19 protein-coding genes and 1 tRNA gene are annotated in these 24,084 nt (G+C 66.5%); 8 read left to right on the top strand and 12 right to left on the bottom strand.

Annotated features, from left to right (window positions below):
- Window positions 1-24: 24 nt before the first annotated feature.
- Window positions 25-1,449, bottom strand: coding sequence for a glutamate synthase subunit beta (locus ACWIEX_RS18185; RefSeq protein ID WP_454034384.1), 1,425 nt, complete (start codon window positions 1,447-1,449; stop codon window positions 25-27).
- Between the two features lie 99 nt (window positions 1,450-1,548).
- Window positions 1,549-6,237 (bottom strand): glutamate synthase large subunit, encoded by a 4,689-nt coding sequence (gene gltB, locus ACWIEX_RS18190; RefSeq protein WP_454034385.1) that lies wholly within the window; start codon window positions 6,235-6,237, stop codon window positions 1,549-1,551.
- Window positions 6,238-6,852: 615 nt separating this feature from the next.
- On the opposite strand from gltB, the gene ACWIEX_RS18195 reads away from it, so the two are divergent.
- The gene (locus tag ACWIEX_RS18195) at window positions 6,853-7,908 is read left to right on the top strand and encodes a threonine aldolase family protein (protein WP_454034386.1); all 1,056 of its coding nucleotides are present in this window, start codon (window positions 6,853-6,855) and stop codon (window positions 7,906-7,908) included.
- Window positions 7,909-8,001: 93 nt separating this feature from the next.
- A complete protein-coding gene (locus tag ACWIEX_RS18200; protein ID WP_454034387.1) occupies window positions 8,002-8,955 on the top strand; it encodes a hypothetical protein in 954 nt (317 codons plus the stop codon).
- Between the two features lie 64 nt (window positions 8,956-9,019).
- Here the strand turns inward: ACWIEX_RS18200 and ACWIEX_RS18205 are convergent, their stop codons facing one another.
- Entirely contained in the window at window positions 9,020-9,490 is a 471-nt protein-coding gene (locus ACWIEX_RS18205; protein ID WP_306225430.1) for an Hsp20 family protein, read from the bottom strand.
- A 265-nt stretch (window positions 9,491-9,755) separates the two neighbouring features.
- On the opposite strand from ACWIEX_RS18205, the gene ACWIEX_RS18210 reads away from it, so the two are divergent.
- The gene (locus ACWIEX_RS18210) at window positions 9,756-10,811 is read left to right on the top strand and encodes an alpha/beta hydrolase (protein ID WP_454034388.1); all 1,056 of its coding nucleotides are present in this window, start codon (window positions 9,756-9,758) and stop codon (window positions 10,809-10,811) included.
- Here the strand turns inward: ACWIEX_RS18210 and hisN are convergent.
- Both hisN and ACWIEX_RS18220 read right to left on the bottom strand, forming a co-directional pair.
- The gene (gene hisN / locus ACWIEX_RS18215) at window positions 10,716-11,498 is read right to left on the bottom strand and encodes a histidinol-phosphatase (RefSeq protein WP_454034389.1); all 783 of its coding nucleotides are present in this window, start codon (window positions 11,496-11,498) and stop codon (window positions 10,716-10,718) included. The two genes, ACWIEX_RS18210 and hisN, sit on opposite strands and share 96 nt — an antisense overlap.
- Before the next feature lie 309 nt (window positions 11,499-11,807).
- Complete coding sequence (locus tag ACWIEX_RS18220; RefSeq protein ID WP_454034390.1) at window positions 11,808-12,728, bottom strand: N-formylglutamate amidohydrolase; 921 nt, start codon at window positions 12,726-12,728, stop codon at window positions 11,808-11,810.
- A gap of 221 nt (window positions 12,729-12,949) precedes the next feature.
- Between ACWIEX_RS18220 and cpdR the strand changes: the two genes are divergently transcribed.
- Window positions 12,950-13,309, top strand: coding sequence for a cell cycle two-component system response regulator CpdR (gene cpdR, locus ACWIEX_RS18225; RefSeq protein ID WP_038363805.1), 360 nt, complete (start codon window positions 12,950-12,952; stop codon window positions 13,307-13,309).
- Between the two features lie 168 nt (window positions 13,310-13,477).
- A tRNA-Val gene (locus ACWIEX_RS18230) sits at window positions 13,478-13,552 on the top strand.
- A gap of 152 nt (window positions 13,553-13,704) precedes the next feature.
- On the opposite strand, the gene mnhG is transcribed toward ACWIEX_RS18230, so the two are convergent.
- The 7 genes from mnhG to ACWIEX_RS18265 all read right to left on the bottom strand — a co-directional run bounded on the left by mnhG (window position 13,705) and on the right by ACWIEX_RS18265 (window position 20,784).
- Window positions 13,705-14,112 carry a monovalent cation/H(+) antiporter subunit G gene (gene mnhG / locus ACWIEX_RS18235; RefSeq protein ID WP_454034391.1) on the bottom strand — a complete coding sequence of 136 codons (408 nt, stop codon included), beginning with the start codon at window positions 14,110-14,112 and terminating at the stop codon, window positions 13,705-13,707.
- On the bottom strand, window positions 14,109-14,390 hold the full coding sequence (locus ACWIEX_RS18240; protein WP_061970106.1) for a K+/H+ antiporter subunit F: 282 nt from the start codon (window positions 14,388-14,390) through the stop codon (window positions 14,109-14,111). The genes mnhG and ACWIEX_RS18240 overlap by 4 nt, the downstream gene beginning before the upstream one ends.
- A complete protein-coding gene (locus ACWIEX_RS18245; protein WP_454034392.1) occupies window positions 14,387-14,872 on the bottom strand; it encodes a Na+/H+ antiporter subunit E in 486 nt (161 codons plus the stop codon). The genes ACWIEX_RS18240 and ACWIEX_RS18245 overlap by 4 nt, the downstream gene beginning before the upstream one ends.
- The gene (locus tag ACWIEX_RS18250) at window positions 14,869-16,503 is read right to left on the bottom strand and encodes a monovalent cation/H+ antiporter subunit D (protein ID WP_454034393.1); all 1,635 of its coding nucleotides are present in this window, start codon (window positions 16,501-16,503) and stop codon (window positions 14,869-14,871) included. Before ACWIEX_RS18250 ends, ACWIEX_RS18245 begins: the two co-directional genes overlap by 4 nt.
- Complete coding sequence (locus ACWIEX_RS18255) at window positions 16,503-16,844, bottom strand: Na+/H+ antiporter subunit C (protein ID WP_454034394.1); 342 nt, start codon at window positions 16,842-16,844, stop codon at window positions 16,503-16,505. The genes ACWIEX_RS18250 and ACWIEX_RS18255 overlap by 1 nt, the downstream gene beginning before the upstream one ends.
- Complete coding sequence (locus ACWIEX_RS18260; protein ID WP_454034395.1) at window positions 16,835-19,744, bottom strand: monovalent cation/H+ antiporter subunit A; 2,910 nt, start codon at window positions 19,742-19,744, stop codon at window positions 16,835-16,837. Before ACWIEX_RS18260 ends, ACWIEX_RS18255 begins: the two co-directional genes overlap by 10 nt.
- Before the next feature lie 131 nt (window positions 19,745-19,875).
- A complete protein-coding gene (locus ACWIEX_RS18265; protein ID WP_454034396.1) occupies window positions 19,876-20,784 on the bottom strand; it encodes a LysR family transcriptional regulator in 909 nt (302 codons plus the stop codon).
- Between the two features lie 219 nt (window positions 20,785-21,003).
- Between ACWIEX_RS18265 and ACWIEX_RS18270 the strand changes: the two genes are divergently transcribed.
- From ACWIEX_RS18270 to ACWIEX_RS18280, 3 genes are all read left to right on the top strand, one after another.
- On the top strand, window positions 21,004-21,978 hold the full coding sequence (locus ACWIEX_RS18270) for a dihydrodipicolinate synthase family protein (RefSeq protein ID WP_454034397.1): 975 nt from the start codon (window positions 21,004-21,006) through the stop codon (window positions 21,976-21,978).
- Between the two features lie 33 nt (window positions 21,979-22,011).
- The gene (locus tag ACWIEX_RS18275) at window positions 22,012-22,563 is read left to right on the top strand and encodes a 3-hydroxyanthranilate 3,4-dioxygenase (protein ID WP_454034398.1); all 552 of its coding nucleotides are present in this window, start codon (window positions 22,012-22,014) and stop codon (window positions 22,561-22,563) included.
- Between the two features lie 182 nt (window positions 22,564-22,745).
- Entirely contained in the window at window positions 22,746-23,912 is a 1,167-nt protein-coding gene (locus tag ACWIEX_RS18280; protein ID WP_454034811.1) for an ABC transporter substrate-binding protein, read from the top strand.
- Window positions 23,913-24,084: the final 172 nt, after the last annotated feature.

A 24,084-nucleotide genomic window follows, 5' to 3' on the forward strand; every position in this document is an offset into this window, starting at 1 on the left:
GTCTTCCGGGGCCGACGCCTCCCGTCACACCGGCAGGATCGTCGCGCCCATCAATTCCTTGTCGATCGCATGCGCCGCCTGGCGGCCCTCGCGGATCGCCCAGACCACGAGCGATTGGCCCCGGCGCATGTCGCCGGCGACGAAGACCTTGCCGACGCTGGTCTTGTAGTCGCGGTCATTGGCGACGACGTTGGCGCGCTTGTCGACTGCGGCGCCCGACTGCGCGATCATCCCTTCGATCACCGAACCGGCGAAGCCGATGGCGAGGAAGCAGAGATCGGCCTGCAGCACGAATTCGGAGCCGGGGATCGGCTTGCGCTTCTCGTCGACGCGCGCGCATTTCACGCCGGTGAGCCGGCCGTTGCGGCCCTCCAACCCGAGCGTCGCCGCCTGGAACTCGCGCTCGGCGCCTTCCGCCTGCGAGGACGAGGTGCGGAACTTCGTCGGCCAGTACGGCCAGACGGTGAGCTTGTCCTCAAGCTCCGGCGCCATCGGCCGGATGTCGAGCTGCGTCACCGAGAGCGCGCCCTGCCGGAAGGCGGTGCCGACGCAGTCCGAAGCGGTATCGCCGCCGCCGACCACGACGACATGCTTGCCGGCCGCACTGATTGGCGCCTCGTTCGAGACATCCTCGCCGCCGACGCGCTTGTTCTGCTGGGTCAGATACGGCATCGCGTAGTGGACGCCGGCGAGATTGGTGTCCGGCAGGCCGGGATCGCGCGGCGCTTCCGCCCCGCCCGTCATCAGCACCGCGTCATGCTCGGCCATCAGCGTGGCGAAGGGCAGGTTCACGCCGATATTGGCGTTGTAGTGGAAGGTTACCCCTTCCGCCTCCATCTGCTTCACCCGGCGATCGATATGCTTCTTCTCCATCTTGAAGTCGGGGATGCCGTAGCGCAGCAGGCCGCCGGCCTTGGTCTCGCGCTCATAGAGATGGACATCGTGCCCGACGCGGGCGAGCTGTTGCGCCGCAGCCATCCCGGCAGGACCCGAACCGACGATGGCGATGCGCTTGCCGGTGCGCTTCGCCGGGATTTCCGGCGCGATCCAGCCCTCTTCCCAGCCCTTGTCGGCGATCGCCTGCTCGATCGTCTTGATCGTCACCGGCATGTTTTCGAGGTTGAGCGTGCAGGCTTCCTCGCAGGGCGCCGGGCAGATGCGGCCGGTGAATTCCGGGAAGTTGTTGGTGGAGTGGAGGTTGCGCAAAGCATCCTCCCAGCCGCCGGAATAGACCAGCTCGTTCCAGTCCGGGATCTGGTTATGGACCGGGCAGCCGGTCGGCCCGTGGCAGAACGGAATGCCGCAATCCATGCAGCGCGCCGCCTGCTTCTTGATATCGCGCTCCTCCAAGGGGAGCGTGAACTCGCGGAAGTGGCGAATGCGATCGCCGGCGAGCTGATACTTCTGCTCCTGCCGGTCGAATTCGAGAAAGCCCGTGACCTTGCCCATGCCGTTTCTCTCGCCGTGTGCGCGGGGCGTCCCCGTGCGCGTGCCTTAACCTGATCGAGATGCCGGGGCGCAAGCTGGCCCCGGCGGGGTGGCGTTCGCTTATTCCGCAGCCTGCAAGGTGCGGGCCTGTTCCATTTCGCGCAGCGCGCGGCGGTACTCGACCGGCATCACCTTGACGAATTTGGTGCGGTAATCCGCCCAGTTGTCGAGGATGGTGCGGGCGCGCTCCGAGCCGGTGTAGTCGACATGGTTCGTCAGCATCTGCATCAGGCGCTCTTCATCGTGGCCCGACATGTTGGTCATGTCGATCCGGCCCTTGTGCTCGAGATCGCCGCCGTGATGGTGCAGGCGCTCCATCAGGTCCTCTTCCTCCTCGACCGGTTCGAGATCGACCATCGAGAGGTTGCAGCGCGACTTGAAGGTGCCGTCCTCGTCCAGGACATAGGCGATGCCGCCCGACATGCCGGCCGCGAAATTGCGCCCGGTCTGGCCGATGACCGCGACGACGCCGCCGGTCATGTATTCGCAGCCATGGTCGCCCGTGCCTTCCACCACCGCGATGGCGCCGGAATTGCGCACAGCGAAGCGCTCGCCCGCGACGCCCCTGAAATAGGCCTCGCCCGCGATCGCGCCGTAGAGCACGGTGTTGCCGACGATGATCGAGCGCTCGGCCACGGCCTTGGTCGCCGGATCAGGCTTCACGATGACCTTGCCGCCGGACAGGCCCTTGGCGACATAGTCATTGGCCTGGCCTGTGAGCTCGACCGTGACGCCGGCCGCGAGGAAGGCCGCGAAGCTCTGGCCGGAAGTGCCGGTGAGCTTCACCGTGATGGTGTCTTCCGGCAGGCCGGCATGGCCATACTTCTTGGCGACGGCGCCCGAGAGCATCGCGCCCGTGCTGCGGTCGACATTGCCGACCGGCTTCTCGATCACGACCGGGGTGCCGGTCTCGATCGCGTCGGTGGCCTCGGCCAGAAGCTGGCGGTCGAGCACGGTGTCGATCGGGTGCTTCTGCAGCTCGACATGGCGGATCGCGACGCCCGGCAGGTCGACCTTGTGGAAGAGCTTGGTGAAGTCGAGCCCATTCGCCTTCCAGTGTTCGATCGCATCGCGCTTGTCGAGCAGGTCCGAGCGCCCGACGATCTCCTCGATCTTGGTGAAGCCCATCTCCGCCATGATCCGGCGGACATCCTCGGCGACGAAGAAGAAGTAGTTCACGACATGCTCGGGCAGGCCCTTGAAGCGCTTGCGCAGCACCGGGTCCTGCGTCGCGACGCCGACCGGGCAGGTATTGAGATGGCACTTGCGCATCATGATGCAACCGGCCGCGATCAAGGGAGCGGTCGAGAAGCCGAACTCGTCGGCCCCTAACAGCGCGCCGATGACGACGTCGCGGCCGGTCCGCAGGCCACCGTCGACTTGCAGCGCGACGCGGCCGCGGAGCTGGTTCAGCACCAGCGTCTGCTGCGTCTCGGCCAACCCGATCTCCCAGGGCGAGCCGGCATGCTTCAGCGAGGTCAGGGGGCTCGCGCCGGTGCCGCCCTCGAAGCCGGAGATGGTGATGTGGTCGGCGCGCGACTTGGCGACGCCGGCCGCAACCGTGCCGACGCCGATCTCGGAGACGAGCTTCACCGAGACATCGGCTGCCGGATTGACGTTCTTCAGGTCGAAGATGAGCTGCGCCAAATCCTCGATCGAATAGATGTCATGGTGCGGCGGCGGCGAGATCAGGCCGACGCCCGGCGTCGAATGCCGGGTCCGGGCGATCTTGGCGTCGACCTTGTGGCCGGGGAGCTGGCCGCCCTCCCCGGGCTTGGCACCCTGCGCCACCTTGATCTGCATCACATCGGCATTGACGAGATATTCCGCCGTGACGCCGAAGCGGCCCGATGCGATCTGCTTGATCGCAGAGCGCTTCGAGCGCCCGTCCGCCATCGGCCTGAAGCGGATCGCTTCCTCGCCGCCCTCGCCGGTATTCGACTTGCCGCCGATCTGGTTCATCGCGAGCGCGATCGTCTCATGCGCCTCGCGCGAGATCGAGCCGAAGGACATCGCGCCGGTGGCGAAGCGCTTCACGATCTCGGCCGCCGGCTCGACGCTCTCCAGCGGCACGGGCGCGCGGCCGTTATCGGTCGCCATCTTGACCTTGAACAGGCCGCGGATGGTGCTGAGCCGCTGCGCGTCGTCGTTGACCTGCTGCGCGAACTCCTCGTAGCGATCCTGCGCGTTGAGGCGCACCGCATGCTGCAGCGAGGCGACGACGTCCGGCTTCCAGACATGGTCCTCGCCGCGGACGCGGTACATGTACTCGCCGCCGATATCGAGGCTGTTGCGGTAGAGCGGCGAGTCGCCGAAGGCATCGCGATGCCGACGCAGGCTCTCCTCGGCGATCTCGTCGAGGCCGACGCCCTCGATCGCGGTGCCGGTGCCGAAGAAGAACTTGTCGACGAAGGCGCTCTTCAGGCCGACGGCGTCGAAGATCTGCGCGCCGCAATAGGACTGGTAGGTCGAGATGCCCATCTTGGACATCACCTTGAGCACGCCCTTGCCGACCGACTTGATGTAGCGCTTCACCACCTCGTCGGCGTCGACCTCCTCGGGGAAGGCGCCCTGCTCATGCTGGTCGAGCAGGGTGTCGAAGGCGAGATAGGGGTTGATCGCCTCCGCGCCGTAGCCGGCGAGGCAGCAGAAGTGATGGATCTCGCGTGGCTCGCCGGATTCGACGACGAGGCCGACCGAGGTGCGCAAGCCCTTGCGAATCAGGTGATGGTGCACCGCCGCCGTCGCCAGCAGCGCCGGGATCGGGATGCGGTCCGGCCCGACCTGCCGGTCCGACAGGATGATGATGTTGTAGCCGCCATGGACCGCGGCCTCGGCGCGCTCGCAGAGCCGCGCGACCGCGCCTTCCATGCCGCCCGCGCCCTCGCGCGCCGGATAGGTGAAGTCGATCGTCTTGGTGTCGAAGCGATCCTCGTAATGGCCGATACAGCGGATCTTTTCGAGATCGTCATTGGTCAGGATCGGGGTGCGGACCTCCAGGCGCTTGCGCCGCGAGGTGCCCTCCAGATCGAGGATATTCGGACGCGGCCCGATGAAGGAGAGCAGGCTCATCACCAGCTCCTCGCGGATCGGGTCGATCGGCGGGTTGGTGACCTGGGCGAAGTTCTGCTTGAAATAAGTGTAGAGCAGCTTCGACTTGAGCGAGAGCGCCGAGATCGGCGTGTCCGTGCCCATCGAGCCCACGGCTTCCTGCCCGGTCACTGCCATCGGCGCCATCAGCAGGCGGACATCCTCTGTGGTGTAGCCGAAGGATTGCTGGCGATCGAGCAGCGGCACGTCGGTGCGCGAGGCCCGCGCCTCGACCGGCGGCAGGTCCTCCAGCACGATCTGCGTGCGCTTCAGCCAGTCCTTGTAGGGGTTGGCGATGCAGAGCGAGGTCTTGATCTCGTCATCGCCGATGATGCGGCCCTGTTCGAGATCGATCAGCAGCATCTTGCCGGGCTGGAGGCGCCACTTCTCGACGATCTTCTCCTCCGGGATCGGCAGCACGCCGAACTCGGAGGCGAGCACGACGAGCCCGTCATCGGTGACGAGATAGCGCGCGGGGCGCAGGCCGTTGCGGTCCAGCGTCGCGCCGATCTGGCGCCCGTCGGTGAAGGCGATCGCGGCCGGCCCGTCCCAGGGCTCCATCAGCGCGGCGTGATACTCGTAGAAGGCGCGCCGCTCCTCGTTCATCAGCGGGTTGCCGTTCCACGCCTCGGGCACCAGCATCATCATGGCATGGGCCAGCGAGTAGCCGCCCTGCACCAGGAATTCGAGCGCGTTGTCGAAGCAGGCCGTGTCGGACTGGCCCTCATAGGAGATCGGCCAGAGCTTCGAGATATCCGAGCCGAACAGGTCGGAATCGACGCTCGCCTGCCGCGCCGCCATCCAGTTGACGTTGCCGCGCAGCGTGTTGATCTCGCCGTTATGGGCGACCATCCGGTAGGGATGGGCGAGGCGCCAGGACGGGAAGGTGTTGGTGGCGAAGCGTTGGTGGACCAGCGCCAGCGCGCTGATGAAGCGCTCGTCCTGCAGGTCCTTGAAGTAGGAGCCGAGCTGGTTCACCAGCACCATGCCCTTGTAGACGATGGTGCGGCAGGACATCGAGACGGGGTAATATTCCGCCGTCTTGCGCTCCTGATGCTTGTAGACCTTGTTCGAGACCGACTTGCGGAGGACATAGACCTGCCGCTCGAACTCGTCCTCGTCGGTGATGTCATCGGGCCGCCCGACGAAGAGCTGGCGATGCACCGGCTCGGTCGCCAGCACGGCCTGGCCGAGATCGCTGTTGTCGACCGGCACGTCGCGCCAGCCGAGGAAGACGAGCCCCTCCTCCGCCACGGTCTGGGAGATGAGATCCTCGCACATCGCCCGGGCGGCGGGGTCGCGCGGCATGAAGAACTGGCCGATGGCGTAGTAGCCCTGCTCCGGCAGGGTGATGCCAAGCCGCGCGGTCTCCTCGCGGAAGAACTGGTCGGGGATCTGAACGAGGATGCCGCAGCCGTCGCCGAGCTTCGGATCGGCACCGACGGCGCCGCGATGGTCGATATTGTGCAGGATCTGCAGGCCCTGCTGCACGATCGTGTGGCTCTTGCGGTTCTTCATGTCGGCGATGAAGCCGACGCCACAGGAGTCTTTCTCGTTATTGGGATCGTACAGGCCCTGACGCACCGGCATCGCCGGATCGCGCACGGCCGGAAAGCGCTCGAAAGCCCCTGCGCCGCTCGACTTGCTGGTCACGCTCATCGTCAAACCCCGCTTCCCAGAACCCCGCGAGCTTGCGCCGGCAGGGAGACCCGTCAGTCCATGATCCCGACCGCGGCGGCCCTCGGCGCCGACTGGAAGTCGGCAGCAAGGATGGGGCCAAGGCGGTCCGGCCGTCGTCTCGTTGGAGGCTTTGCTTGCGCTTTGTTTCCACCGCGCCCGCGTCCTCCGCAGGCGCCTCGGGCGTGCCTCGCCCGTTCGCGCCTGTCTTCAGGCCGTCGTTTTACGGACGGCGCGCGTACGATTGGCTTTGGCGTTGGTAGCCCGGCCCTTCGTCATGCTCGCCTCCGTTGCAACGGCGCGACCTCCAGCTAGAGCAGCCTTTGGTCGGCGCGGTGAAAAATGGGACAGTAACACTGTCCTATTGCGATGAACTTGCCAGAATTCCAATCTACGCACAAGCGCCGATTTCGCGCTGCAGCGAAATTTTATTGCAAAATCGAATCTGTACCAGACATTTCCGGAACGAAAGCCTGACTCAGGCAGCCCGGTTCTTGTTTTTGGCGCTTCCGCACGAATCCGTCCGGCGCGGCGCGCAAACCCCCTCCTCGCGGGTGCCGCTTGGCAGGAAAACGCGCTGCGCCTAACCCTCAAGCCATGGATTTCTTCAGCGACAACACCGCCGCCGCCAGCCCCCGCGTCATGGCCGCGCTCGCCGCCGCCAATGCCGGCGCCGCCTCCCCCTATGGCAAGGACGACTGGACGCGCCGCGTCGAGGAGCGCTTCGCTGCGATCTTCGAGCGCGAGGTCGCGGTTTTCCTCGTCCTTACCGGAACGGCAGCGAACGCACTGGCGCTCGCCAGCATCGTCAAGCCCTGGGGCGCGATCCTCACCCATGAGGAGGCGCATGTCGTCGAGGACGAATGCGGCGCACCCGAGTTCTTCACCAACGGCGCCAAGCTGGTCGACCTGCCCGGCACCGGCGCCAAGCTGACGCCGGAAGCGGTGACGAAGGCGCTCTCGCATCTGCGCGCCGGCGATTTCCATCAGGTCCAGGCGCAGGCGCTGACGATCACGCAAGCGACCGAATGCGGCACGATCTACACGCCGGCCGAGGTGCGCGCGCTGAAGGATGCCATCACGCCGCGCGAGCTCAAGCTGCACATGGACGGCGCCCGCTTCGCCAATGCGCTGGTCACGCTCGGCTGCACCCCGGCCGAGATCACCTGGAAGGCCGGCGTCGACGTGCTCTCCTTCGGCGGCACCAAGAACGGCGCGCTCGCGGCCGAGGCCGTGATCTTCTTCGACCCGGCGCAGGCCGAGGAGATGAAATGGCGGCGCAAGCGCGCCGGCCAGACGCTCTCCAAGGGCCGCGTGCTCGGCGCCCAGTTCGAAGGCCTGCTCGCCGACGACCACTGGCTCGACCTCGCCCGCCACGCCAATGCCCGGGCAAAGCGCCTGGCGGATTCGGTCGCGCAAGGGGGCGAGGCCCGCCTCGCCTGGCCCTGTCAGGCGAACGAGGTCTTCCTCGTGCTGCCACCCGCCGTGCAGGAGCGCCTGAAGGCGGCCGGAATCGGCTATTACGACTGGTCGGCGCGCTCGCTGCCGCCGGAAGCGCCGCTCAGGGATGGCGAGGTCGTCGGGCGCTTCGTCATGTCCTTCGCGACGGAAGCGGAGCATGTCGAGCGCCTGATCGCCGCGATCGCGGGTTGAACGGGCCCATTTGCGCCCCGTTTCCAGCCCCACGCCCGCCGCAATCCCTAACAAGACTGGACGCCGAGCAGTCATTCGTTAAGGGAATTCGGCATGGCAGATCGTTCGACCGCACCGGGGCGCATCGCGCTGATGGGCCTGGTCGTGGCCGGCGCAATGGCCGGCATGGCGGGCGCCGCCAGCGCGCAGTACTACTATTATGACGACGGCTACGACCCGTACCCGGCCTATGGCTATCGTTATGATTACGGCTATGCGCCACGCCCGCCTGTCGTCGTGCCTCGTGCTCCGGCGGCCGTCTCGCGCTATTCCGTCAACGGCATCGCCGCCCGCCGTTACGGGCTCGTCCGGATCGAGCGCTCGATCCGGCGCGACGACACCTATATCGTCGACGGCGTCACCGCCCGTGGCCAGCGCCAGCGCCTGATCCTCGACGCCTATGCCGGCGATTTGATCCGCCGCATTCCCCTGCGCGGCCAGCCGGCTTCTCCCAGCGTCGCCCGCGCCGACCCACGCGAGGAGCAGGCTCCGCCGCGCCAGCGCCTCGTGCCCCAGCCGCCGGAACGACCGGCCGAACTGAAGGGCCCGGCCGAGGCCAGCGCCCCGGCAACGACCGTGCTGCCCTCGCCGGCCGCACCGCCCGCACCCGAACCGGCTGCGCCAGTGGAAACGCCCCCGGCCGAAGCGAGCGCGCCCGCGACGACATCGCCGCCCTCCCCTGCCGCGCCGCCTGCGCCCGAACCGGTCAAGCCAACGGAAACGGGCCCGGCCGAGGCCAGCGCTCCGGCAACCGCTGCTCCTCCGCAGCCTGCCAAGCCGGCAGAGCCGTCAGCTGGCGCGACCGATCCGGAGACCGGCGCCGACAAGCCGAAGCTCGTGAACCCGAGCGATGTGCGCAACACCGAGGGCACCGAGCGCAAGCCGCCGCTCTCGACCGCTGCGCCGGCAGCAGAGGCTTCGCCGATCCCGCCGGTGCAGAATATCGACCCGAGTCCATCGACACCGAAGCCCGAGACGCCGATCGCCCCGGTCGCCCCGATGAACTGACCGGCCGACAAAAAAGGCCCCCGTTTCCGGGGGCCTTTCGCTTTCCTCGAAAGCTTGGCGTGGATTACGCGGCCTTGGCGACCTTGGCCTCGAGCACCTTGGCCGAACCGCCGGTGCCGATCGCGATCTGGCGCGGCTTCTTGGCCTCGGGGATCTCGCGCACGAGGTCGATATGGAGCAGCCCGTTCTCAAGGCTGGCGCCGGTCACCTGCACGTAATCGGCAAGCTGGAAGCGACGCTCGAAGGCACGCGCGGCGATGCCCTGATGCAGGACCTCGCGCTTCTCGGCACCTTCGACGGGCTGCTTCTCGCCCTTGACGGTCAGCGCGTTTTCCTTGGATTCGATGGAGAGATCGCCCTCGCCGAAGCCCGCGACCGCGATGGTGATGCGGTAGGCGTTCTCGGCGGTCCGCTCGATATTGTAGGGCGGGTAGCTCGGGGCGGCTTCGTTGCTCGTCGCCTGGTCGAGAAGATTGAACAGACGGTCGAAGCCGACGGTCGAGCGATAGAGCGGCGAAAGGTCGAAATGACGCATGATATGTCCTCCGAAGAAGCGACAATGTGGTCGGTCCGCCTCACCTGAGCGCGGACCTTGGTTGCTTTCGCGCAGCCGGTTCTGGCCTGCGCAGACCTGATCTGGGGAGGGCTTTCGGCATTTCAAGAGCGGCATTCTTCCGTCGCGAGATCAGCTCTCGCGTTTCTTTTTCAGCCCACCGACATGTTTTCGCAGGATATCCCGTGCAGGATGTCGGGCATGCGGCGGCCGCGTTCGATACTGCAGCCGCGATGCGGAGCACTTGATGGCCGAGGCCGCCTTTTTCGCCGATCCGGATTATCCCGTTCCCGGGCATGGCAAGACTTGGCTCGCGACGACGCGGGACGGCGCCTCCCTGCGCTTTGCGAGCTGGCGCCCGACGGTGAAGCCGGTGCGCGGCACGATCGTCCTCGTGCAGGGCCGGGCCGAGTTCATCGAGCGCTACAGCGAGACCGTCGCGGAGCTGCGTCGCCGCGGCTTCCACGTCCTCTCATTCGACTGGCGCGGCCAGGGCGGCTCCCAGCGTTTCGTCCGGCGCACGCGCAAGGGCCATGTCGGGCGTCTCAGGCATTACGAGGCCGATCTCGCCCTGGCGATGGCCGAGATGCAGGCGAAGCTGCCCCCGCCCTATTTCGTCCTCTCGCATTCGATGGGCGCTGCGCTCTGCCTCGATGCCGCGCGCTCGAACACCTTGCCGGTCGCGCGCATGGTCGCCCTCGCGCCAATGCTGGGCATCGCGATGATCGCGCATCCCGGCCGGGCGAAGATCCTCGCGAGCCTGCTCTACTGGCTCGGCTTCGGCCGGGCCTTCGTGCCGGGCGGCGGCGATACCGCGATCGCGACGAAGCCCTTCGAGGGCAATCGCCTGACCGGCGATCCCGTTCGCTATGCCCGCAACGCCGCGCTCTCCGCCGCGGCGCGCGAGCTCAGCATCGGCGATCCCACCGTCGCCTGGATCAGGACCGCCTTCCGCCTGATCGCCCGCCTCGCCGCGCCTTCCGCCCCGCTGGAGGTCAAGGTGCCGACCCTGATCATCGCCGCCGGCCGCGACCCGGTCGTCTCGACCCCGGCGATCGAGCGCTTCGCGGCGCGGCTCAAGACCGGCTCGGCGCTGGTCCTGCCGACGTCGCGCCACGAGATCCTGATGGAAAGCGACGCGATCCGCGCCCAGTTCTGGGCCGCCTTCGACGCCTTCATCCCCGGCGAGGACCAGGCCTTGCCGGGCTCAGCCGGCGAGCAGAGCCATGGCGGCCTCATGCAGCGCCTTGCTGCCGGCCGCGAGGATGCGCCCGCCCCCGGCAGCGCTGCCACCGTCCCATGAGGTGACGATGCCGCCGGCGCCCTCGATAATCGGGATCAGCGCGACGATGTCGTAAGGCTTGAGGCCGCTCTCGATCACGAGATCGACATGGCCGGCGGCGAGCATGCAATAGGCGTAGCAATCGCAGCCATAGCGCGAGAGCCGGACCTCCTTCTCCACGCGGGCGAAAGCCTTCGCCTCCGCGCCCTTGAACAGGGCGGGCGAGGTCGTCATCAGCGTCGCCGTGGCGAGATCGGTGATCTGGCGGGTTCTGAGCTTCTTCGGCCCGCCCGGCCCCTCGTAGCGCGCCTCGCGCCCGTCGCCGGAATAGCGCTCGCCCGAAAAGGGCTGATGCATCATGCCGTAGACCGGCACGCCGTTGCGCGTCAGCCCGATCAGCGTGCCCCAGACCGGGATGCCGGAGATGAAGGCACGCGTGCCGTCGATCGGATCAAGCACCCAGACATATTCCGCATCGGTGTTCTCGCTGCCGAATTCCTCGCCGAGCACGCCATGGGCCGGGAACTGCCGCTTGATCATGTGGCGCATCACCGATTCGCCGGCGCGGTCACCCTCGGTCACGGGATCGAACACACCGCCCCGCGACTTGTCCTCCGTCGCATGCAGCGCGCGGAAGAAGGGCAGGATCGCCCGGCCGGACTGCGTCGCCAGCTCCGCGACGAAGGCGCCGAAATCGACTGCGCTCATGAACAGGCACTCCAATTTGCTGCTTTGCAGCATCAACTCCGCAGATTAGCCCGGCGAACCGAGCCTCGGACGCGGAAATATCCGAAAATCCCCGGCTTTTCGTCACGGCATCATGCGTCACTCGCATGACGCCTCTGATTTCGCTGATTTCACTTGCGTTTTGCAACGCACCCTCATATTGTGCACTGCGAAGGGGAGATGACCTCAAACCTTCATTGCCCTCCTTGGGCGTTTCCTCCCTAGACTTGGGCCGCCACGCAAGTGTGCGGCCCTTTTTTCTTGGAAAGAGCCCCCCTTCGCCAGCAGCCGCTATTCGGCTGCCTCGCGCCATTCGTCGAGCCAGCCGCTCCAGCGCGCGAAGCAATCGGCCATCACCGCCGCCATCGCCTGCTCGACTTCGCCGAAGCCGGCATGCGGCTCCAGCGTCGCCTCGTTCATGTAGAGCGCGCGGTTCACCTCGATCTGCAGTGCATGCACGCCTGCAGCCGGCGCGCCGTAATGCTCGGTAATGAAGCCGCCGGCATAGGGCCGGTTGCGCGTGACGCTGAAACCCAGCCGCCTGAAGGCCTGTTCGGCGATGTCGATGATATAGCCGGAGGCGCTGGTGCCGAAGCGGTCACCCAGGATGATGTCGGATTTCGCCAGCCCGTCGCGGTCGAGCCCGGCCGAGGGCATCGAATGCGCATCGACGAGGATGCAGGTGCCGAACACCCCTAGGGTGCGCTGGACGAGGCTGCGCAGGCCCGCATGATAGGGTCGGTAGAGCTCTTCGATGCGGGCGAGCCCCTCCTGGACCGGAATCCGCCCGAAATAGATCTCCTGTCCGTCGCCGACGATGCGGGGGACGGTGCCGAGGCCTCCCGCCACGCGCATCGAGCGGGTATTGGCGAAGGGCGGCACCCGCCCCTCGAACATCCGCGGATCGAGTTCGTAAGGCTCGCGGTTGACGTCGAGATAGGCGCGCGGGAACTCGGCCACCAGCAGCGGCGCGCCGAGCGCGACACTCTGGGCGAAGAGCCGGTCGACATAGGCGTCCTCGGAACGCCGGAGGCTGCGCAAGGGCAGACGCGCCGCCTCGACGAAGCCGCGCGGATAGCAGCGCCCGGCATGCGGCACGTCGACCACCACCGGCACGACCTGGAGAGCCGGCTGGTACAGGCTGAACGGCCGCTCGATCTCGGCGACGACATCGTCCGGCGCGGGCGGGAAAGGGGCTGAGGACAGGCTCATCGCGAATGACTGAAGCACACAAATCTAAACGGTTGAAGCGATGTCGCGAAACCCTGGAAAATCGGTGCCGGATTCACGCGTTGTTTACCATGATGCTGCCTTATGAGAGGACATGGTTCCAACTGTGCGGCCGGGTGAGTACCCAACCGTTCCAGGCCCGGCCTTGGCCGGGCGCCAGACGCTAGACGAACTCAGGCCTCAGGGACGAACAGATCAGGCCCATGACGAAGATACTGCTCGCGGAAGACGACAATGATATGCGTCGCTTCCTGGTCAAGGCCCTGCAGAACGCAGGCTACGACGTCGCCTCCTTCGATAACGGCCTGTCGGCTTATAACCGCCTGCGCGAGGAGCCGTTCGAGCTCCTGCTGACGGATATCGTCATGCCGGAGATGGATGGAATCGAGCTGGCGCGCCGCGCCACCGAGCTCGATCCCGACATCAAGGTGATGTTCATCACCGGCTTCGCCGCCGTGGCGCTCAACCCCGACTCGCAGACGCCGAAGGATGCGAAGGTGCTCTCCAAGCCCTTCCACCTGCGCGAGCTCGTCAACGAGGTCGAGAAGCTGCTGGCCGCCTGAAAGGCCGTTCGGCATCGCACGAATGTGGATGCCGACAGCCCCTGTAGAATTTATGCGGCAAACGCCTTGCCACCCGCGAAGCGAGCCGCTATAGCCCCCCTCACTCGCAGCGTGATCGCGGCCGACACGGCCCGGACACGCTTCCGGAAGCCTCCTCAGGGCGGCAACGGGCGCGTAGCTCAGCGGGAGAGCACTACGTTGACATCGTAGGGGTCACAGGTTCGATCCCTGTCGCGCCCACCATTTTCCCTCAGTGTCTGCTGGGGTTGACGGCCTCCCTCCCGGGAGGCCGTTTCGTTTGGGGCCGCGAATAGGGCCATGACAGCGCACAGGGCTCGATTCGCGGGCTCCCCGGGCAAACAGTCGGATAAGAGCTTGTCGCCTGTTGCCCGCGTTCATCGGCGCGGCTGCTCCTCTCCCGGTTCCGGGGCAGCGACGTTCATGCTGCGGCGACGCAGCATGGTTCGCGGGGGCACATTGGCATCATCCTCGACCCGATCCCGGTAAAGCGCCGCGCGGGCGAGCAGCATGAGCGTGACCGGCGTCGTGATGGTGACGAAGATGCCGATCATGATCTCGTGCACGATCGGCCGCGACCCCAGTGCCGAGAAGCAGACGACCGACGCAAGCAGGATCGCCCCGGTACCCCAGCTCGTGCCGAGCGTCGGCGCATGAACCCGCTCGAAGAAGCTCCCGAAGCGCAAGGTTCCGATCGCTCCAACGAGGGTCAGCGCAGCGCCCAGGAGGACCAGGACGGCCGTCGCCAGGGCCGCCCAGGCGGGCAGATTCTCGGCCGGGGTCATTCGATCACCTCGCCGCGCATCAGGAATTTGGCGAGCGCGATGCTCGAGACGAAGCCGAGCACGCTGATGATCAGGGCCGCCTCGAAATAGATTGCGCTGCCGGTGCGGATGCCGATGGTCAGGATCAGCAGCATGGCGCAGACATACATGGCGTCGAGGCAAAGCACCCGGTCCTGCGCGCGCGGCCCCCGGATGACCCTGTAGGCGTAGCAGGCCATGGCGGCGACGAGCATGGCCTGCGCCGCCATGACCGACCATAGGAGGATTGCGGCGGTCATTCGAATATCTCCATGAGCAGCGCCTCATAGCGATTCTTGATCAGGGAGGCCCAGTCGGCCCCGTCGACGAGGTCGAGCACATGGATCAGAAGCACGCCGGAATCCGGGGCGTACTCGACCCAGGCCGTCCCCGGCGTGCTGGTGACGATGCACGACAGCAGGGCCAGGCCGGTCTTGTCGCGCAGGTCGAGCGGTATCGCGACGAAACCTGCGACCCGGTCGCGACGGTCCCCACCGATGATGATCCTGGCGACGTCGATATTCGACTGGAGGATGTCCAGCATGACGATGCCGAGAAGCTTGGGAAGGAGCTGCCAGCGCCTCAGCCGGGGCTTGGACGGCTGCAGCGCCGCCATCGCGTGGGAGGCTCCGATCGCGACCGCGGCACCGACGAAGAGCTGCCCGACCGAGAAGGAGGTGAGCATGAGCCACATCAGCAGCAAGGCCGCGGTCAGCAGCGGATAGGGCAGCACGCGGCTCATCGGGACACGCCCGGCGGATGGCCCGCCCCCAATACGCTCTGAATATAGCTCGACGGGGCATGCAGCGCCTGGGCCGCAGCGTCGGTATAGCTGAGCATCGCGCCGCCCTGGACCGCAAGGACCATGCAGAGCACCAGCAGCGCGACGATCGGCGCGACCTCGACCACGAGCACGCGCGGAATGATGACCTCGAGCGGCGCCCAGAATATCCGGATGCCGCTGCGCATCATCGCAACCAGCGCCGCCAGGCCGGACAGGATGACCAGCGCGACCAAGAGCCAGATGCGCCCTGGAATCGCGGCCGGAGCGCCCAGCCCGTCCGGGTTCAGCATCCCCGTCAGCATCGCGAACTTGGCGATGAACCCCGACAGTGGCGGCAGGCCCGCGAGCAGGAGCGCGGCGCATCCGAACGAGATGCCCAGGATGGCGAGCGCGCCCGGCATGGCGACGCCGACCTCCTCGTCCTCATGTTCCTCGCCCTTGTCGCTCTCGTCGCCATACGCCTCCATGGTGACGGCCAGCAGGTCCGCCGCCGGCTCGCGTGCCCGCTCCACCAGTTCGATCAGCATGAAGAGGGCAGCAACGCTGAGGGTCGAGCTGACCAGGTAGAACAGGGCTCCGGACACGACCCTGGCATCGCCGATGCCGACGGCCGCGAGCAAGGTCCCCGAGGAGATCAGCACGCTGTAGCCGGCGAGCCTGCCCATCGCCTGGGACGCGAGCAGCCCGAATGTCGCAAAGGCGATCGTCCCCATGCCGCCCCACAGCAGGACCGTGCCGCCGAAGCCCGCGATATCGCCGGTCTCGGGGCCGAAGAGCAGGAGCGTGAGGCGCAGCAGCACATAGGCTCCGACCTTGGTCAGCACGACGAAGAGCGCGGCAACGGGGGCGGCTGCCGCCATATAGGCGGAAGGAAGCCAGAAGCAGAGCGGCCACAGCCCGGCCTTGACCAGGAAGGCGGTGCCGAGGATCGCGACGCCGGCGCGCAGCAGCGCCTGGTCCTCGGCCGGCACGTTCGGCAGGCGGACGGCGAGATCGGCCATGTTCAGCGTTCCCGCGGTCCCGTAGATCAGGCTGACGCCGATGAGGAAAAGCAGCGATGCGGCCAGGTTGATCGCGATGTAGTGGAGCCCGGCACGGACCCGGAAGGCGCCGGAACCGTGCAGCAGCAGGCCATAGGAGGCTGCCAGCGTGACCTCGAAGAAGACGAAGAGGTTGAACAGGTCCCCGGTCAGGAAGGCGCCGCCGAGCCCCATGAGCAGGAACTGCAGGAGCGTGTGGAAATGCGGCCCCGCCCGGTCCCAGCGCGCCGTCGAGAACACCAGCGCGGCGACCGCCAGCACGGCCGTGAGGACGAGCATCAAGGCCGACAGCCGGTCGAGCACCAGCACGATGGCGAAGGGCGCCGGCCAGTTGGCGACAGCATAGGACGAGGACAGGGCAGCGCTGCCGCCGGGAACCCCGTCCGCCAGGCGCATCAGGGCGATCGCCGTCACAAGGAGCAGCACGGTCGATGCCACGCTGATGAGCGCCTTCAGCGTGTGGCGCAGCTCGTCGATCAACAGCAGAGCGGCCCCCGTGATCAGCGGAAGCAGGATCGGGACGATGAGAAGATGCCTCGTCCACTCCATCAGCTCGTCTCCCTCCCGTCGACATGATCGTTGCGCGTCAGCCCGCGGGCGACGAGCAGCACGACCAGGAGGAGAGCCGTCGTGGCAAAGCCGATCACGATCGCCGTGAGCACGAGCGCCTGCGGAATCGGGTCGGCATAATCCGCCGGATTCCCCGCGCCGCCCGCTTCCAGCACCGGCGCCGCGCCGACGCGCAGCCGGCCCATGCTGAAGATGAAGAGGTTCACCGCATAGGAGAGCAGCGACAGGCCGATGACGAGCTGATAGGTGCGCGGACGCAGGACCAGCCAGACACCCGATCCGGTGAGAACGCCGATGGCGATTGCAAGCGTCAGTTCCATCGCCGGCGCTCCTCTTCGAGACGGGCGGCCGCGCGCAGGCGGCGGACGGATTGGTGGGCGATGGCGATCAGCATCAGCACCGTAGCCCCGACCACGAGGCTGAAGACGCCGAGATCGAACAGGGTCGCGCTCGCCATCGGGGCCTTGCCGACGAGCGGCAGCTCGACATACCGGAAATACGAGGTGAGGAAGGCGTCTCCCAGCAGCATCGAGGCCGCCCCGGTAAACGCGGCCAGAAGCAGGCCGCCGCCGATCCAGACGACCGGAAGGATGCGCAGCCTGTCCTCGACCCAGACCGTGCCCGCCGCCATGTATTGCAGGATGAAACCTGCCGCCATGGCGACGCCGGCGACGAAGCCTCCTCCCGGAGCGTCATGCCCGCGCAGGAAGAGATAGGCGGCCAGGACGATGACGACCGGGAACATCCACTGCATGATCACGGATGGCAGGTAGAGATACTCCGTCTTGGTCGCTCCTGCCTCGATCTCCGGTTCGGCCTCGTCATGGGACCACTGGATGCGCTGCTGCTCGGGCTGCTCGATATTGTCCGGCGCGGGACGGAAACGCCGCAGCAGCGCGAAGACCGTCAGCGCGACGATGCCAAGGACGGTGATCTCGCCCAGCGTGTCGAAACCGCGGAAATCGACGAGAATGACGTTGACCACGTTGCGGCCGCCGCCTTCGCTATAGGCCTTCTCGACGAAGAATTTCGAGATCGTGTCGGGCGGCATGCGCGTCATCACCGCATAGGAGACCGCCGTCATTCCCATGCCCGCGACGACGGCGATCGTGAGATCCCGGAAGCGGCGCAGCCGCGGCAGCCAGCCGCTCGGTTCCGGCACGTCCTGCAAGCGCTTGGGCAGCCACCGCAGGCCGAGCAGGATGAGCACGGTCGTCACGATCTCGACGACGAGCTGGGTCGCAGCAAGGTCCGGCGCAGAGAGCCAGACAAAGGTCACGCAGGTCACCAGCCCCGTGCCGCCAAGCAGGGCGAGTGCCGCGAGGCGGTGGAACTTGGCCTGATAGGCAGCGGCGACGGCGCAGATCATGCCGACGCACCAGAGGCCCGTGAAGGCGAGATCCGTCGTGCCGTTGCCGAAAGCCCCGAAGGAGAGGCCCGAAGCGAGCAGCGGGACGGTGCCGGCGGCCACTGCGGCCGCCACCAGCAAGCGCATCTGCGGCTGAAGGCGCCTGGTGCCGAAGATATCCTCGACCAGCGGCGCTGCGCGCCACGAAATCGCGACCATCACCCGCTCGAAGATGCGCTGCCCCTGGATCCGGCCGAGAAGCGGCGGACGCTCGGAACGTTCGAGGTAATTGCCGGCGCCCAGATAAAGAAGCGCGCCGGCCGCCAGCGCGAGCACGCTCATCGCCATCGGAAGGTTGAAGCCGTGCCAGACCGCCAGGCTGTATTGAGGCGTGGCGGCGCCAAGCACGGACGAGACGGCGACGTGGAGGAACGAGCCGATGGTCAGGGTCGGAATCATGCCGACGACGAGGCAGGCGATGACCAGGAACATCACCGGGAACCGCATCCAGAACGGCGGCTCGTGAGGCTCGCGGGGAAAGCTTTCGGGAGGTACTCCCAGGAAGATCGAATGGATCAGCCGCAGGGAATATGCGACGGCGAGCGCGCTGCCGAGCACGGCCGCGTAGGGAGCGGCGGTGTCCAGCCATGAATCGGCGTGTGTCTCCACGGCTTCCGCGAAGAACATCTCCTTCGAGAGGAAGCCGTTCAGCAGCGGAACGCCCGCCATCGCAGCGCTCGCCACCATGGCGAGCGTGCCCGTGATCGGCATGTAGCGGAACAGACCCGAGAGCCGCCGCAGGTCGCGCGTGCCCGTCTCGTGGTCGATGATCCCGGCCGCCATGAACAGCGATGCCTTGAAGGTCGCATGGTTGAGCATGTGGAAGATCGCCGCCACGGCCGCGAGCGGGCTCCCGAGGCTGAGCAGCAGCGTGATCAGGCCCAGATGGCTGATCGTCGAATAGGCCAGGAGTCCCTTCAGGTCATGCTGGAACATGGCGAGATAGGCGCCGAGCACGAACGACGCCATTCCAGCGATGCCCAGGATCATGAACCATTCGGGCGTGTTGGAGAGCACCGGCCAAAGCCGCGCCATCAGGAACACGCCAGCCTTCACCATGGTAGCCGAATGCAGGAACGCCGACACGGGCGTCGGCGCCGCCATGGCGTTGGGTAGCCAGAAATGAAAGGGAAACTGCGCGCTTTTGGTGAGCGCGCCGAGGAGGATCAGCACAAGCGCCGGGACGTAGAGCTGATGCGAACGGATCAGGTCGCCTGACCGGAGGACGTCGTCGAGGTCGTAGCTGCCGACGATATGGCCGACGATCAGCATGCCGCCCAGCAGAGCGAGGCCTCCCAGGCCCGTTATGGTCATGGCCATGCGGGCGCCGTCGCGCGCCGGCTGGGTATGGTGCCAGTACCCGATCAGCAGGAATGAGAAGATGCTGGTCAGTTCCCAGAACACGACCAGAAGGATCAGGTTTCCCGAGAGGATCACCCCCAGCATCGATCCCGTGAAGGCCAGGAAGAACATATAGAAGCGGCGGACCGGATCCTCGGCCGACATGTAGTACCTGGCATAGATGACGACCAGAAGCCCGATGCCGCTGACGAGCATCGCGAAAATCCAGGCGAAACCGTCCATCCTCAGGGTGAAATCGAGTCCGAGGGACGGTATCCAATCGATCTGAAGCCGGACGGCATCACCGCCGCTGACATCAGGATAAAGCGCCCCGGTCACGACGAGGCAGGCCAGCATGGTAACCCCGGTAATCCAGGTCGCCGGCTCGCGGGAAACCCCCGGGAATAGGACCACGGCCAGGCTGCCGACGAAGGGCAGAACGAGGATCAGCAGTAGCGGGGAAGGCATCATTCTCCTTTGGCTGCGAGGCGTCGTCCGTTCTTAGGCCATCGATGGTGATCCGCCAACGGCGGGCGGCCGGTCATACCGTCGCGCGCTTTCTCTCGCGCTGACGACGACAGACGAAGCAGGCATGCGCCTCCTCACCCGGCCTCGCTCGGCGCGAGCTGGCGCACGAAGCGGCGCAGCAGCCCCTCGAAGGCCGAGAGTGCCGGCGAGGCCGCGCGCCCGCCCAGCCGAATCATCACGATGTCCCGCGCGATCGAGGGCTCCGCCAACGGTCGCACCAGCACCGATTCCGGCGCCACCGCCCGCGCATAAGTCGGCAGCACGGCGATGCCGAGCCCGGCCTCGACCAATGCCAGCGCGGTCGTGATCTGCGTCACCTCATAAGCGGGCTTCAGCGTGATCTCGGCGGTCTCGTAGCCGACCTCGGTCAAAAGGCGGATGCCGCTGTCGCGAGTCAGCGTCACCAGAGGATCGTCGGCGAGATCGCGCCACGTCACCGAATCCTGCGCGGCGAAGCGGCTGCCCCGCCCGCAGAACAGCATCAGGCTGTCGCGAGCCAGCGTCGTGCGCTCGATCGTGTCGTCGAGCGCCGGAAAGGTGCCCACGCCGCAATCCGCCTTGCCGAAGCGCACGGCTTCGACGACGAGATCGTTGCGCGCATCGATGATCGCGACCTGCAAGCCCGGATATTTCTGCTGCAGCGCCACGATCGTCGGCGGCATGATCACCGCCGCGAGCAAGGGCGGCACCGCCACCACGATGCGGCCACGGCGACGCTCGGCCAGGCCATTGGCATTCAGCACGGCGGTATCGAGGTCCTGCACGATCTTCAGCGCAGCCCCATGGAATTCGCGTCCGCCCTCGGTGAGCTCGACCCGGCGCGTCGTGCGGTCGAGCACGCGGATGCCGAGTTCCCGCTCCAGATCACGCACGAGCTGGGAGAGCGCCGGCTGCGCCATGTTCAGGCGCTCGGCCGCCTTGGTGAAGGTGCCCTGCTCGGTCACGGCCAGGAAGGCCTGGATCTGGCGCAACGTGATCGCCATGGAAGCCCCGATTTATAAGGATAGGTTCCGAATTCATACGAATGTTACGAGTTGCCGTATACCCCGGCTCTCATGCCATCATCCCTCATCGCCCGGCATGCATGTCGGGCTGCCTGGGAGAGGTTGTCGGGCAAGGGCATTTCGGATGAGAGCGCGGACCTGCCGCGCTTCACGATGCCCGCCTTGTCCGTACCGCTCCGGAATGCGGGAGCCGGCCTGATGAAATACGCCAAGAAGGACGCCAAGGCCTATGCCCGCGCCCATATGAAGGGCATCTGGGCGGCCGCGCTCACGCCCTTCACCGATACCCTCGCGATCGACGAGGACGGCTTCCGCCAGAACATCCGCCACTGGCTCGACGACCTCAAGATCGACGGCCTGTTCATCGCCGGCAAGCAGGGCGAGTTCTTCTCGATGTCGATCGAGGAGCGCAAGCGCAGCTTCGAACTCGCAGTCGAGGCTTCAGCCGGCCGCGGCCAGACCATCATGTCCTGCTCGGACCAGAACATGGACGTCGTCATCGATCTGGCGAAGCACGCCGAGAGGGTCGGCGCCGACTACATCGTCGTGCACGCGCCGATCCTGCATTTCTTCAAGACGCAGGACGAAACGCTCTACGAGTATTACCGGACCATCGCCGAGAAGGTCGATATCGGCATCGCGCTCTGGAGCCACCCGGATTCCGGCTATCTGATGAGCCCGCAGCTCTGCAACCGGCTCGCCGATATCGAGAACGTCGTCGCTATCAAGTACAGCGTGCCCCGGCCGATGTACGCGGAACTCACGCGCTTGGCCTCCGACCGCATCCTGGTCAGCACGGCCTCCGAGGAGGAATGGCTCGACAACATCCTCGAGCTCGGCTGGCAGCTCTATCTCTGCTCCTCGCCGCCCTACCTGATCCAGACGGCGAACGATCTGCGCATGCGCGACTACACCGACCTCGCCTTCCGCGGCGAGGCTGAGAAGGCCCGCGCCATCCGCGACAGCCTGAACCCGGTGCGCGAGGCGCTGCGTGGTACGCGCCCGGCCGAGAAGCCGCATGCGCATCAGAAATACTGGCAGGACCTGCTCGGGCAGGTCGGCGGACGCGTGCGTGCGCCGATGCTGGAGCTGACCGAGGCCGAAAAGGCCGCGACGCGCGCCGCTTTCGAGGCTTGCGGCCTCGGTAAGGCGCCGCTCGCAAAGGCCGGCTGATCGATTTCACGAATAAGGACGGGAGTGGGAACCATGGCGACCGAAGGACGGCTCAAGGCCTTCAACTTCAAGAAATGGATCGCGGAGCACGAGCACCTGCTCAAGCCGCCGGTCGGCAACAAGAAGGTGTTCGACGACGGCCAGATGACCGTGATGGTCGTCGGCGGCCCGAACCAGCGCGCCGACTATCATGACGACCCGGTGGAGGAGTTCTTCTACCAGCTCAAGGGCGACATGATGCTGAAGCTGGTCGATAACGGAAAACACTACGACGTGACGATCCGCGAGGGCGACGTCTTCCTGCTGCCGCCGCATGTGCGCCATTCCCCGCAGCGCCCGCAGGAGGGCTCGATCGGGCTCGTGGTCGAGCCGGCGCGCCATGCCGGCCAGGTCGACGGCTTCGAATGGTACTGCTTCGAATGCCAGGGCCTCGTGCACCGCATCGAGGTCACGGTCGGGGACCTCGTGAAGGACCTGCCGCCGCTCTACGAAGCCTTCTTCGCGGACGAGAAGGCGCGCACCTGCAAGCATTGCGGCGCGCTCCACCCCGGCCGCAAGCCGCCGGCCGGCTGGGTCGCGCTCTAAGGCTGCCGCACCGAAAGACGGGCTCCCCGCACAAGGGGAGTCCGTGCTTGGATAACGGGCAGCAGCGCCTTGCGCCCCGGCCGGGGTGCGGTGATGTTGCACGGGAACAGGCCTAAGCGCGGCGGCGCAGAAACGCCGCGTCGAACCATCTCAGAGGCACAACGGAACGACTGGAGTCCATGATGAAACTGCGCGGATTGCTCTTCGGCATCGCGACCACGCTGGCGGCCTCCACGGCGCTGGCCCAGCAGCCGGTCAAGATCGGCATGATCACCACGCTCTCAGGGCCGGGAGGCTATCTCGGCCAGGACATCCGCGACGCGTTTAAGCTCGCCATCGACCTGGAAGGCGGCAAGCTCGGCGGCGTGCCGGTCGAGCTCGTGGTCGAGGACGATGCGCTGAAGCCCGGCCAGGGCAAGCAGATCGCCGAGAAGATGCTGAAGACCGACGGCATCAAAATCCTGACCGGTATCGTCTTCTCGAACGTCGCCGGCGCGACCGTGCCGGATATCGTCGATTCCGGCGCGCTCTATGTCAGCCCCAATGCCGCGCCCTCGAATTTCGCCGGCAAGGAGTGCAACGAAAACTACTTCGTCGTCTCCTGGCAGAACGACAGCCTGCACGAGAGCGCCGGCCAGTACGCCACCAATCTCGGCTACAAGAAGGCCTTCATCCTCGCCCCGAACTACCAGGCCGGCAAGGACGCGCTGACCGGCTTCAAGCGGATGTTCAAGGGCGAGATCGCCGGCGAGGTCTATACCCGCCTCGACCAGACCGACTTCGCCCCCGAGATGGCGCAGATCCGCGCCGCGAATCCCGACGTCGTCTTCCAGTTCCATCCCGGCGGCCTCGGCATCGCCTTCCTGCGCCAGTACCAGCAGGCCGGCCTGCTCGGTAAGACCCCGATGGTGCTGGCCGAGCCCTCGCTCGACGCCACCACGCTGAAGGCGGTCGGCGAATCCGCACTGGGCCTCAGCGTCACCGCGCACTGGAACTCGGATTTCGACAACGCCTCCAACAAGAAGTTCATGGAGGCCTGGACCAAGGCCTATAATCGCGCCCCGACCTATTATGCCAGCCAGGGCTACGACGCCGCGCTCGCCATCGCGTCTGCCCTGAAGGCGACCGGTGGCAAGACGGACGTGCCCGCGCTGCGTACGGCGCTCGCCAAGGCCGACTTCCAGTCGGTCCGCGGCGCCTTCAAGTTCGGCCCGAACCAGCACCCGGTGCAGGATTGGTACGCGCTCAAGGTCGAGAAGGGCGCCGACGGCACGCCCGTGCTCAAGACCACCGGCACCAAAGTGCTGACCAACCACGGCGACGTCTACGCCAAGGACTGCAAGCTCTGAAGGAACTGCTCCACGTCGCGCCAACCAAGACCAGCAGAGCGCAGGGAACCCCCTCTCCTGTAAGGAGAGGGGCAGGGGTGAGGTGTTCGGGAGGGAAATCATGAGCCTGAACCCAACCGCCCCGGTCGCGTCACTGGTCCAACGGCCTACACCTCACCCTGCCCTCTCCTTA

The sequence above is a fragment of the Allobosea sp. NPDC055353 genome (assembly GCF_053644975.1).